The organism is Veillonella sp. CNR 79/14 (assembly GCF_003992185.1).
GTDB lineage: Bacteria > Bacillota > Negativicutes > Veillonellales > Veillonellaceae > F0422.
In genome coordinates this window covers 1-12,318 of record NZ_RQVH01000034.1, presented here as the reverse complement: position 1 = coordinate 12,318, position 12,318 = coordinate 1, and the positions used below count along the sequence as shown (strand labels likewise).

The 12,318-nt window shown below is 38.2% G+C and carries 13 protein-coding genes, 1 CRISPR repeat array and 1 other annotated feature; of the genes, 2 read left to right on the top strand and 11 right to left on the bottom strand.

The window, feature by feature from the left end; translation table 11 throughout:
* Together EO119_RS07840 and EO119_RS07835 are read right to left on the bottom strand one after the other, a co-directional pair.
* On the bottom strand, positions 1 to 393 hold a 393-nt coding region (locus EO119_RS07840), incomplete at its 3' end, for a hypothetical protein (RefSeq protein ID WP_164725699.1).
* 11 nt (positions 394 to 404) lie between these two features.
* Positions 405 to 755: a CRISPR-associated protein gene (locus tag EO119_RS07835; RefSeq protein WP_126941362.1), complete on the bottom strand. Its 351-nt coding sequence runs from the start codon at positions 753 to 755 to the stop codon at positions 405 to 407.
* Positions 756 to 1,039: 284 nt separating this feature from the next.
* Here EO119_RS07835 and EO119_RS07830 point away from each other — a divergent pair, with 284 nt between their 5' ends.
* Positions 1,040 to 1,903: an RluA family pseudouridine synthase gene (locus EO119_RS07830; protein WP_126941360.1), complete on the top strand. Its 864-nt coding sequence runs from the start codon at positions 1,040 to 1,042 to the stop codon at positions 1,901 to 1,903.
* A 237-nt stretch (positions 1,904 to 2,140) separates the two neighbouring features.
* On the opposite strand, the gene EO119_RS07825 is transcribed toward EO119_RS07830, so the two are convergent.
* The 3 genes from EO119_RS07825 to fba all read right to left on the bottom strand — a co-directional run bounded on the left by EO119_RS07825 (position 2,141) and on the right by fba (position 3,719).
* On the bottom strand, positions 2,141 to 2,449 hold the full coding sequence (locus EO119_RS07825) for a type II toxin-antitoxin system RelE/ParE family toxin (protein ID WP_126941358.1): 309 nt from the start codon (positions 2,447 to 2,449) through the stop codon (positions 2,141 to 2,143).
* A 1-nt stretch (position 2,450) separates the two neighbouring features.
* Positions 2,451 to 2,633 (bottom strand): hypothetical protein, encoded by a 183-nt coding sequence (locus tag EO119_RS07820; RefSeq protein WP_126941356.1) that lies wholly within the window; start codon positions 2,631 to 2,633, stop codon positions 2,451 to 2,453.
* A gap of 156 nt (positions 2,634 to 2,789) precedes the next feature.
* Positions 2,790 to 3,719 carry a class II fructose-1,6-bisphosphate aldolase gene (gene fba, locus EO119_RS07815; RefSeq protein WP_062403391.1) on the bottom strand — a complete coding sequence of 310 codons (930 nt, stop codon included), beginning with the start codon at positions 3,717 to 3,719 and terminating at the stop codon, positions 2,790 to 2,792.
* 199 nt (positions 3,720 to 3,918) lie between these two features.
* Here fba and EO119_RS07810 point away from each other — a divergent pair, with 199 nt between their 5' ends.
* Positions 3,919 to 5,475, top strand: coding sequence for a polysaccharide biosynthesis protein (locus EO119_RS07810; protein WP_126941354.1), 1,557 nt, complete (start codon positions 3,919 to 3,921; stop codon positions 5,473 to 5,475).
* A gap of 208 nt (positions 5,476 to 5,683) precedes the next feature.
* On the opposite strand, the gene rplT is transcribed toward EO119_RS07810, so the two are convergent.
* The 6 genes from rplT to cas1 form a co-directional block, all read right to left on the bottom strand.
* Positions 5,684 to 6,034 (bottom strand): 50S ribosomal protein L20, encoded by a 351-nt coding sequence (rplT, locus tag EO119_RS07805; RefSeq protein ID WP_009354133.1) that lies wholly within the window; start codon positions 6,032 to 6,034, stop codon positions 5,684 to 5,686.
* Positions 6,035 to 6,081: 47 nt separating this feature from the next.
* Positions 6,082 to 6,279 (bottom strand): 50S ribosomal protein L35, encoded by a 198-nt coding sequence (rpmI, locus tag EO119_RS07800; RefSeq protein ID WP_009354135.1) that lies wholly within the window; start codon positions 6,277 to 6,279, stop codon positions 6,082 to 6,084.
* 11 nt (positions 6,280 to 6,290) lie between these two features.
* Complete coding sequence (gene infC / locus EO119_RS07795) at positions 6,291 to 6,815, bottom strand: translation initiation factor IF-3 (RefSeq protein ID WP_009354125.1); 525 nt, start codon at positions 6,813 to 6,815, stop codon at positions 6,291 to 6,293.
* Positions 6,816 to 6,820: 5 nt separating this feature from the next.
* Positions 6,821 to 6,930, bottom strand: a sequence feature (ribosomal protein L20 leader region).
* A gap of 52 nt (positions 6,931 to 6,982) precedes the next feature.
* Entirely contained in the window at positions 6,983 to 9,022 is a 2,040-nt protein-coding gene (locus EO119_RS07790; protein ID WP_126941352.1) for a hypothetical protein, read from the bottom strand.
* 98 nt (positions 9,023 to 9,120) lie between these two features.
* Positions 9,121 to 10,659 (bottom strand): hypothetical protein, encoded by a 1,539-nt coding sequence (locus EO119_RS07785; protein ID WP_126941350.1) that lies wholly within the window; start codon positions 10,657 to 10,659, stop codon positions 9,121 to 9,123.
* Between the two features lie 169 nt (positions 10,660 to 10,828).
* Positions 10,829 to 11,683 (bottom strand): CRISPR-associated endonuclease Cas1, encoded by an 855-nt coding sequence (gene cas1, locus EO119_RS07780; protein WP_126941348.1) that lies wholly within the window; start codon positions 11,681 to 11,683, stop codon positions 10,829 to 10,831.
* A gap of 386 nt (positions 11,684 to 12,069) precedes the next feature.
* Positions 12,070 to 12,247: direct repeats of the CRISPR family, unit length 35 nt; unit sequence CTTTAGAATTACTTCCCCATTGAGGGGACTGAAAC.
* Between the last annotated feature and the right edge of the window lie 71 nt (positions 12,248 to 12,318).

Sequence of the window (12,318 nt, the reverse complement as noted above, 5' to 3'; positions counted from 1 at the left end):
AATAAATTCTTTGTGGTTTTTAAATTCAGTTCGTTTAACACCATCTAAATATTGATATACTAAAGTACCATCTTTTAATTTATAGGTTTTTAACTTTTCGTTTTCATTTTCATCTAACTCAACCTTAATTACATCGTCTGTAGTAAATGTAAATACATGGTCAAGATCATTCAACATCGCTCCCCTTCCATCTTTTTTAGGTAACAGTAAATATTTTAATACTGTTTCACTTGTACTCAATGCTTTATCCATAAAAGAACATTCGCTATCATCTTCATACATTGGAGACTTCAAGTCTTCTAAATTATGGTCTAAAGACTCTAAAGAAGTTAATGAACCATATATACTGCTATACGCCGTCAATAAGATATTACAGTCTTGTTTCTCCACCATCTCTCTTCTCCTTAAAATTCTCTAAACTGCACAAAGCTAAACTCTACTTGTTTTGTTTTTCCATCTTCTAATGTTTTGACTATTCTTTCACTAGTAGCTGCCACGACTTTTATCTGATGAGACTTTAGAAATTCTACCAATTTATATGTATAGGTAAATTCTCCTTGCACCATCACAACAGATGGATGCTGTTTCAAAATAGTCGCACCATTTAGGTTCACCAGTTTTTGAACTTCATCTGAAGTGCTGTTTGGATTTATCCCTGGAAACAGTACGTCTACAATAGGTCCATAACGTTCCGCTTCCCTCCGTTGTACCTCATCCCATTGTGCACTTGGATGATTACTATGATTAATAAACATATATTATCCCCATTATTACAAAATATTCTTATTTATATATTAATGTATTTACTTATAATTTTCTATAAGAATTTTCATTTAATGCATTCTAGCTATCCATAAAAGTTATATAAAATTTTACTATTTATCACAATTATTATTGTAGTTCAGTATCTTCTGTCCCCATAGATACCAGCTCTATCATGCTTGTCATATATATTTAAATGTCTTCTCATCTATGATATGATAAATTATATAATCTACATTTGGATACATATATACTTTACTCAATTACAAGGACATCTATGCAACCTATTTTATATTTTACACTTTCATTAGATCATGCTCCATGCTCCATGAATCAAGCCATCCGAGAGCAAAATGTATCACAAGCAATGCGCCGTCGTCTTCGTCGTGAGGGTTCATTTCTTGTGAACGGAGTACCTGCTACTTGGGATACCTTACTTCATCCTGGCGACTCTGTGGCGGTCCACTTAAGTAAAACTTCCCATATCGATCCAACGCCAATGGACTTAGACATTGTCTTTGAGGACAACCATCTGTTGGTCATCAATAAACCTGCAGGCATGCTTATGCATCCTACTTCCTCTGAAAGATACCATACACTTGCCAACGGCGTATTGGCATACTTTGAAAAACAAAGTATGAACGCTAGCTTTCACCCCATCCATCGACTAGATAAGGACACCTCTGGTCTCGTTATCATTGCTAAGAATGCCTTGGTTCAACATGCTTTCACCAAGCAGCATTCACGCATCCAAAAAGTATACGATGCTATAACCGATGGTATTATTCCTGTCAGTAAGTTATCCATTCATTTCCCTATTGCTCGCTTAGAGGGTAGCATTATTGAACGTTGTGCTCATCCACTAGGGCAACCTGCCCATACAGATATCGATGTAGTTCGACAACATCCACATCATACTCATGTGCGCTGTTATCTGCACACGGGACGAACTCACCAGATCAGAGTCCACCTTAGTGCTTTAGGATACCCACTCGCAGGCGATGATTTATATGGAGGCTCCTTAACGTGGCAAACCAAACAATGCCTCCACGCCACAGAACTACATTTTATCCATCCTATGACACAAGAGTGGATGTCATTGCAAGCACCATTACCAGAGTATTTTAAGCAAATCCCTTAAAACACCATTTTCCTTATTGACAAATACTATGTACAGTAATATCTTATTATTACGATATATCGAAAAGCGAGAAGCTATATGTGAGCGGTGATTCCCACCGACGATGTATATATGGTACATCGAAAAGCGAGAAGCTATACGAGAGCGGTGATTCCCACCGACGATATACATACTAACGTAACTAAAGGACTGTATACCATGCCTAGGCATGTTATACAGTCCTTTTAATTTGCTTATTTATAAAGTTCCTATGACATTCCAATTATCTCTATGAATGCCAATAATTATAACTTCTTTTTTATCTTCATCAATATAATAATAAATTGCATATTTTTTTATCAAGTGCCTATAAAGTCCAGGAAACTCTATCGGATCAAATATCCGATTTCTATATGGAAAGACTTCCAAAGAATCAATTGCTTTTTCAATACTCATTAAGATATTTTTAGCCGCGATGGGATTATATAATGTATTAGTGATATAATGAACGATCTCTTTTAACTGCTTTTTAACTCGCCTATTGATTCGTACTCGATAGGTTCCCATATTAAACCTCTGCTAGCAATCCTTTAATGACTTCGCGAGCATCATAAGTCTCATCATTATCATGTATACTCACTTGATAACTTTCACGTAAACTTTTGTACAATTCTTCTTTAGTTAATTGTTGTAACGATTTCGGTTTTTCCACATTTACACTAAGATTTAGTTTTCTTGCAGTAGCTTCCATGCTATCACCTCGCTTACTATGGATATAAAATATATGATACCTTCATTATATACCATTTTTACAATATTGGTAATAAAAACTACTACTTTTACAATGATTTACCATAACAAAAAAACTGACACGCCCTAAGAGCATGCCAGCTTTTCTCAAATCAAATTAAATTTTATTGTTGCAACCTAATACATTTTTAATTTTATGTTGCACCATAGCTTGGATAGCCTCACGGCCAGGTCCCAAGTATTTACGAGGGTCAAATTCAGCAGGATTGTTTGCTAATACTTCACGAATGCTTGCAGTCATCGCTAAGCGCAAGTCTGTGTCGATATTAATTTTGCACACTGCCATTGTGGCTGCTTTGCGAAGCATATCTTCAGGCACCCCTTGTGCACCTGGAATAGCGCCACCAAAAGAGTTACATTTTTCTACGAATGCTTGTGGTACAGAAGATGCCCCATGCAATACGATTGGGAAGTTCGGCAATAATTCGCCTACTCGTTGTAAACGACCAAAATCTAAGTATGGAGTGCCTTTAAATTTATACGCACCATGGCTTGTACCGATAGCAATCGCCAAGGAATCAACGCCAGTTAAACGAACGAATTCAGCGGCTTCCTCTGGATCGGTAAACAACGCATCTTTCTCGCTAACGTTTACGTCATCTTCCACACCTGCTAAACGACCTAACTCACCTTCTACTACAACGCCATGTTTATGAGCATATTCCACTACACGAGCTGTCAATTCTACATTTTTTTCAAAAGGATGTTTAGAGCCATCAATCATAACAGAAGTAAATCCGCTATCGATGCAGTCTTTACAAATTTCAAAATCATCACCATGATCCAAATGCAAAGCAATAGGAAGGTCTGTATCGATTAAAGCTGCTTCCACCAGTTTTGTTAAGTATACAGGTTTTGCATATTTACGTGCTCCTGCAGAAACTTGCAAAATCAATGGTGCTTGCTCCACTTTCGCCGCATCCACAATACCTTGGATAATTTCCATGTCGTTTACATTGAACGCACCAATTGCATAGCCGCCAGCATAGGCTTTTTCAAACATCTCTTTTGTAGATACTAATGGCATAATGGGCCTCCTTGTAGTATATAATTAAATACATTATTAATGACTATATATAGTTATTATACCGTATCTACTAGAGCGATTCAAGAAAAATCTATGTTCTCAAATGTAGTCAATCTTATTGAGAGAGTACTGATTCTATGGTACAATTAAAAGTAAGTCTTTCATAGATTCAATCGAATCTTTCAGTATAGGAGATATCATGGTTAATCGATTTTTACAAGGTACACTCATCTTGACGATTGCGGGATTTGTGGTAAAAGCTATTGGTAGCTTGAACTGGATTTTTTTATCCCGTGTTCTCAGTGGTGAAGGTATCGGTATCTACCAAATGGCATTTCCAGCGTACTTATTGGCTCTGCAGCTATCTAGCGCAGGAATCCCTATTGCCATTTCCATTATGACCGCGGAAAAATTAGCAAAATATGATGTATTAGGAGCCCAGAAGGTTTTTTCCATTTCTTTTAAAATGCTATTTGTCCTCGGCCTATTGTTCAGTATTGCCGTCTACGGTTCTGCCCAATGGCTTATTGACATTAATTTCATTACAGACCCAAGAGCCTACTATTCTTTAATTGCTCTATCACCAGCAGTCTTCTTCGTCACCCTCATTTCTTGCTATCGAGGCTACTTACAAGGATGGCAAATGATGACACCTACGGCGATTAGCCAAATTGTAGAACAATTACTGCGTGTAGTGGTCATGCTTGGAGCTGCATACATCTTACTCCCTTATGGATTAGATGTAGCTGCCGGTGGGGCCAGCCTAGGCGCTGGTATCGGAGCAGTCGGTGCTTTAGTGGTACTCATGTACTATTACTATCGCCTACCAAAACAATTAGACGAACCGATGATAACTACAGAACCACCTGAAAGTTCCAAGTCTATCATTCGTCGTTTAATCAACTTGTCCATTCCTATCGCTTTAGCTAGCATGATGCTACCTATTGTAGCCATGTTAGATGTAGCGATTATCCCACGGCGATTGATCGATATCGGCTATCCGCTCCATGAAGCTACGGAGCTATACGGATATTTATCAGGCATGGCGGTGCCTCTTATCAACTTGGCAACCATCATTACGGCGGCCATTGCCACAAGCATTGTGCCAGCTGTTTCCAATGCTGTATCCATTAAAGATATAAAACAAGTCTACTATCGCACGGCAGGTTCTATGCGGTTAACCTTCGTAGCAACGATTCCTTTCACGGTGATGCTATACGTTTTGGCAGAACCAGTGGTATCCACTATTTATAACGCACCACGTGCCGCAGAAGCAACGCAAATCTTAGCGTGGGCCATCTTCTTTTTAGGTCTTCACCAGGTGACGACAGGTATCTTGCAAGGTTTAGGAAAACCACGCATTCCTGTCATCAACATGGGAATCGCAGCCATTGTAAAAGTCATCTTAAACTGGGAGTTAACAGCTATCCCTGCCTTAGGTATTGGCGGCGCTGCTTACGCCACTGTCGCCGATATTGGTTTTGCTGCTCTATTGAATCTTATCTGGATTCATCGTCACACAGGATACTTCATCGACCTTATCTTGTTAGGAAAAAATATTATCTCCGCCTCTATCATGGGCGTGGCCATGTACTATTTCTATCCGATCTTACAAGGAACTATCCCTACCTTCTTTAACATTATGATTACCGCTATCATAGGTGCACTTATCTATGTAGCTATCATGATTGTACTGAAAGGTTTAAATAAAAACGATGGAGCTCGATTACCTGTAGTGGGACGATTCTTTAGATAATTAACAAAAATATATTAATATACCCTTGAAGGATCACTTTCAAGGGTATTTTTATAGAAATATTGCTAGCTGCTACTATCATTTATATATCTCTATCACTCTATGTAGTAATATCAATTCAACATTCTGAAAGATAGCAAAAAAGAACAGCCCCAAAGGACTGTTCTTCTATGCACAACCTAATTCTATAGGTTAATATCTATTTGTCTTACGCGTTTTTAGCAATTTCTACTAATTTCGCGAATGCAGCTGCATCATGTACTGCCAAGTCAGCCAACATTTTGCGGTTGATTTCCACACCAGCTTTTGTTAAACCAGCGATGAAACGGCTGTAGGATAAACCATTCATACGGCTTGCTGCATTGATACGAGCGATCCATAATTTACGGAACTCACGTTTTTTAGCACGACGGTCACGACGAGCATAGTATAATGCTTTCATTACGGATTCGTTTGCTTTTTTGAATAAGCGAGAACGTGTACCGCGGTAACCTTTAGCTAATTTTAAGATTTTTTTATGACGTGCATGCGCTGTTACGCCTGTTTTTACTCTTGCCATTATTGTATTCCTCCAATATCGTTATATGTTACTAAAATATTTGCATCTTATGCGTATGGTAAGCATTTCACTACGCGTTTGTAGTCAGATTTGCTAACCAATGTAGCTTTACGAAGATTACGTTTACGTGCTGGAGATTTTTTCTCTAAAATATGGCTTTTGAAAGCTTTTGCACGTTTGAATTCACCACTACCTGTTACTTGGAAACGTTTAGCCGCTGCGCGACGAGTTTTAATCTTTGGCATTATTCTTCCTCCTAATTACCTTTTTTAGCTAAAATCATTGTCATGTTTCGGCCTTCTAGTTTCGCTTCTTTTTCAACAACCGCTTGGTCAGTTAATTCACCAGCAAAACGAGTCAGCACATTAAGCCCCAATTCTGGGTGGCTCAATTCACGACCGCGGAACATGATCGTTACCTTAACTTTATTACCATCACCTAAGAATTTAGCTGCATTTTTAAGTTTTACATAAAAATCATGATCTTCGATGTGAGGACGAAGCTTAACTTCTTTCAATGTGAAAGTTTTTTGCTTCTTCTTTGCTTCTTTTTCGCGTTTTTGTTGCTCATAACGGTATTTACCATAGTTCATAATGCGACAAACTGGTGGTTTACCATTAGGGGCTACTTCTACTAGATCTAAATGTTGTTCTTCTGCCATAGCTAAAGCATCACGAACAGACATAATACCTAACTGATCATTATCTGCACTTACGACACGAACTTCGCGAGCACGGATTTCTTCATTAATACGCGGTGTATCTTTGCTAATACTAGTCACCTCCAAAGGGATAAAAAAATCGGATGGCACAAGGCCACCCGAGCATAGTTTATAACTATCTGTACCCAACATTTCATGACATCAGGTGAGAAACGGATGGTTTCTACTTGTTAATACTTAATTAGTATACGGCATAGTAAGCCTATTGTCAAGAGTTTTATCAATTATTATCTATCATAGCTAAGGTCAGTAATGTCCACTAAACGCCAGCTCCCTTTATTTCCTCTCTTATCGTACTGTCGTAGAGCAATCCCTTCCACTGTCACACCTTCTGCTAAGGAATGTTCGTCTACCAACCGATGATCTATGATGATATCTTTCTCTACAGAGGATTCATCATCTAAACAAGTATAATCAGATTTTTTTAGTACCGCTCGATAGTAGCCATTTTCTAAGCTAACAGTACCACGCACATGTGCTTTCATATCTTTTATTTCAGATTGTGATATTACTTCGATGCTCTGAACTGTGTTATTCTTACGTCCATACGGACCTCTATACTCCGTATACGTCACCTTCACCGGTGTATACAATCCCAATTTGTAGGAAGATGCATTTTGTAAATATAGAATATCCCCCTCTTTAGTCATAATATGAGCTACATTTTTTTCTCGATTAATATACTGGATGATACCGTGTTCCATTGGTAAAAAATTCTCTATAGATAAAATTTCTTCCATCATAAGAACTTTTGCTTTCTCACGCCCTTTCTCATCCGTATACCACTCTAATTTAGCACGAACGCATTTACCCGCTTCAAAGATAATACTATCTAGTTCAACTTTTGTCACCATTACCTCTACTGGTACAGAGCCTACCTCCACAGCAAAGGCAAATTTATAAAACTTCTTTTGATTAAGTGTGAATATTCTAAGCATCATACCATTAGACCAGGGTATAGATTGGTACAATTCAGCAAGCACAGCATGTTTTCGATTTTGATACAGTCCTCGATTACCTTTCTTTTCAAGCCCTCCTACATACCATGAGGATTGGCTTAATTTTTCCGCTTCCTCATAGACTTTTTTACCTACTTCTGCTGGGGTCGATAAGATTTCAGCCACCTCTACACTGGCTTCCTCAAACAACTGTTCTTTTACTAATAATTTAACTAATTTCAATTTTAAAGGGGCCCCAAATTTTAATGGAGGGCGGCATAACAAGGCTTTGCAATAAGCAGACTCTGCTAGTTTTTCATCTTCTGCCACATAGGTATCCCCTAATGCACTCCAAGCCCAATATTCTTTTCCCTTTCGTTCAATGATTTGTAACACACATTGACGAGCTTCATCATAAGCTCGACATGCCATAAGCACTTTTCCTCGTTTCCACGTGATAACCCAAGCCTCATCTTCATCCAACTTAGATTCGTTGCCAACCACTGATTCACAAACAGTTTTCATTTGTTCTAAATTCTTGCACGTTAACAAATGATCTAGTACATACTTTGTCATTCTTCCATACATAGATGGCCAATGGTCAGGACCTTTTTGAGCTGTATTAGGCATTCTCTCTTTGCGCTCTCCACGATAGGCATTGATAGGTAGCCCCATATTTATAGTAGCTAAATAATACGTACCCACCTGTAAGGATCCTTGATCATTCTCTAGCTTACTAATATGGCTCCAAATGTAAGCATCATAAAAAGCACGGCTTTTACCTTGTATACCAAAATACGCATCTATATAAGCTTTTATGGAGTGACCTTTAGGCGATGGCTTAGCAGCCTCCTCTTTCACCACATTAAATAGGGCTTGACAATATAGGCGCTCGATTCCTGCATCGTTAGGATGATTCTGATATATATCACGAGCAACCCTAGCCGCCTCTTTATAGCGTCGTTCCTGCAATAACTTTTCTACTTGCTTATATCCCTGGTTTCCCATGCGAAGCGCTTTCTCTTGATTCCTCGTAAATACATCGTCTCCATGTACAATGATACTTCGTAATTCTTTTACATAGGTAGTTAGACTTTTTTCATCATTCCCTTCTACACTTCGCCGAATCAGCGACATTAACACATACCCATAGGCCTTAAGTTCCCTTTCTCCAGAGTTCGGTTGTTTCATCAACTCACATGCCATCCTATAGGATTCGTCAAACTTGCCTTCTCGGCGCAACCTATAGACTTCACTTGTTGAAACCTCTGTTAGTGGCTCCATATCTTGCTCAATTAATTTTTCTCTATTCAGTTCCACTAATTTCATTCTCTTTTCCTTCGTTTTATTGCATAAATTATATTTGTATTGTAATTATCTTGCATAGATTTATCTTATACTTTGTTATACAACAGTCCTACTCTACATTATGTATTCATCCAATAGTTTAATTGTGCTGGGTTGATACATTCTAAAATCTCTTCTATAAACATAGGGCTCGACGATTTAGACGCAAGAGGAATCACCGCACTAACTTCACCAGTACGTTTATAGTAAACATTCATCACTGCCATTTGATATCCTTTTGTAAAAGTCACCCGTATATAATATTGACCTTGTTCCATTTTAGCAAGACGAATATTTAGTGGCTTTAGTTCCTCTTCAATCCATTTCATATACATCTGTATCCCTTCTACAGGGCCTCTTGGATATGGAAAAGCATCTACTACACTACCTTCGAACTGACTCTTCAGACTTTTTGGTACACTTCTCTGTGCAACACGATGGGAGCTTTCAGAATGTATAATGTTCGACGAAAAAGGTGTTTTATCGTAAATAGAATAACCCACTAAATTCATTATAATCGCGTCTAATTCCTCATCAAGCATAGATTCTTCTTGTAAAACCCTAGATATTTTGCCATTCTTTTTATAATATACCTTATAAGAACCATAGTGGATATCACCTTTCACAGTAAACACAAGTTGGTAATCATGCTCCATAATATGCGAAATAGTATACCAGCGTTCTCCCAACATTTTTACTAAGAGGCGACACAGTTCTTTGGCTTCCTCTCGCAACGAATTCCATGAACATATCACATGGCGTTGCACCAACTCATCATCGATGAAATCATCTACCTCAACTGATTTTGCTAACTCTTTTTCTACCTTATTTTCTTGACTGTACTCAACCTTTCTTGTATGGCTAGTCTGGTGAAAATCATCTCTAACTATTGCCTGCGACGGATTCGGCAATGTATAATTCGGTGGTATAGGGTGTGGCTGCCTCAAAATGGTTATCTGTGCCTCCTGAGCAATCTCTATGGCACTTTTAACCTCGATTAAGCATTGTTCCGTTTCCTCTGCCTCATAATCAATGGTATCCATACGAATGATTTCAACCCCTTGAGCATGGCACTCCCGATTATGTGCCTTTCGCTCCTCTTGGTTCATCGTATACGGTATTTTAGTATGTACATCGCCGATAACCTTATGTACCCGTTCTAATTCCTCTGCCACCTCTATGGGCATAACCTTCTCTGTCGTATTCGACAACATAGGTAACACATACTGCGAATAGTCTCGCTCACTATCTACAAACACTTTAAATAGCCATCGACCTAATAGATAGGCATCTTTCATAGCCCGTTTCGTCTGCCATCCTAATAAAATATTCACATCGCCATGGATTGCACGTTCTCCATAGAGTTGCAATAATTGCAACTTATTCACTATCTCTCTTGGTAGACTATCTACAAAATCTGCATGTGAAAGTCTCTGCTCTAAGGATTCTCCCTCTTGTTTTATCAAAGTTATTTCATCGAACACATAACTTACAAAAGCTTGTGCAAAGCAATAAAGTTTCACAAAGTATACTTGAAGGTTCTGATGCATAGCTATCTCTGCGGCATGTCCATATTCATGCAATGCTGGATAATTCTCTTGTAACAATGAAAAATTCATAAGTCTCTCCTTTCTCAAACCTATGTTATGTCAATATATCTCAAATGACAGATACATAGGTACCGTACGGTTCATCATCGCCGACGCATAAGACCTACATTGACGACGGATTGAGTCGCGGTACGAATAAGGTTCACCCCAATACTGATGAGTGGATCGTAATTTTTTATTATGATTGATATAATAAAATCTTTCTACCCTCCTTTGTTAAATAGCAACCATGTTCCACCCGATTGAAATGTTCTAAGGTTATCATTTTTTTAGTAAGCAAGCTAAGGCATAAGGCATCGACAATAGGTGCCCGCCACTCCTCCATCAGATCCGATACTAAGGCTGCATGATCTCGACGAATGGCATGCATATGTCCTACAAAGGGATGTAAACCCACATGCATAACCGAGGCTAAGACTTCATTAAACAACATACTGTATCCTAATCCTAGCATGGCATTAAAGGGATCTTCTGGTGGCCGTTTAGTACGGGTGGTAAAAGCAAATCCCTCTGGCACAATGGATCCTAGAGCTTCAAAATAATATCGACTCAAAATACCCTCAAAACCTCGCAATTGATTAATAGAATGAGCCGTACTAATACGTGGCAATAAAGCTACCATATCTGATATTTTCGCCGCTACTTCTGGCTTAGTGTCCTTTCGATGATATCTTCGTAATATAGTCAGCTGATTTCTCGCCTTTGCCATAATCATCACTTTAGATACTTGTAATGAAAACTCAAAGTCATTGGCCATAAGAAACTGTTGCATATGCTTTTCAATATCTACCGTTTTCAGGCCCCATAATGACCCATAGTATAAACCATAGTTAGATATCCAACTCACAGGAATAGAATGAATCATACATTCCGTCAATACATGAGATGAAACATTCACACAGTGAAGTACAGTAATATCCTCTACGGTTTCAATAGACAACTTTTGTACGACCTCTTCTCCCACTTCTACGACAAAGTATCCCCCATCCTTACGTAGTCTAGCTGATGGTTCGGTTATGTATAGAGATGGCATATAGTTCCTCCTTTCCTAATCATGCATATGCCGTTCAGAAAATCTATTCCTTTTCTGAATTACAGTTCTATTATACACGATACTAGGAAAATAAAATGATAAATTAATCGGATTAACATAGTACATCTTACAATGCTTGAAAGATAGAAAAGAGTATGATATAGTACTAATTAATGAAAGGCTTAGCTAACTATTAAATAAACTAATTTAATTAGCAAGCTATTTTCCAAAAAAATTCTAAAGGAAATCAAAATCTGCACCGACCTAGTGGTCATGCGGTCTGAGACCAGTTTTTGAAAATCAGTGTTGGTTGTTGTTTTTCAAAAGTGCAATCAGCGCCGTAAGGTGGATTTTGAGGTGCATGGTTATAATGATTCAAAGGGGTACCCTTTAGAATTACTTCCCCATTGAGGGGACTGAAACGTGCCAATTGGCAACGGCGAAAGTTATTGGGGCGGCTTTAGAATTACTTCCCCATTGAGGGGACTGAAACTACATTATTTAATTTTCTTGATTAAATCGTAGCCCTTTAGAATTACTTCCCCATTGAGGGGACTGAAACTAAAACAACAATAAGGATATAAAATTAAACTTAACATAATAATAACATCCCCAATAAGGTGACAGAAAATAAA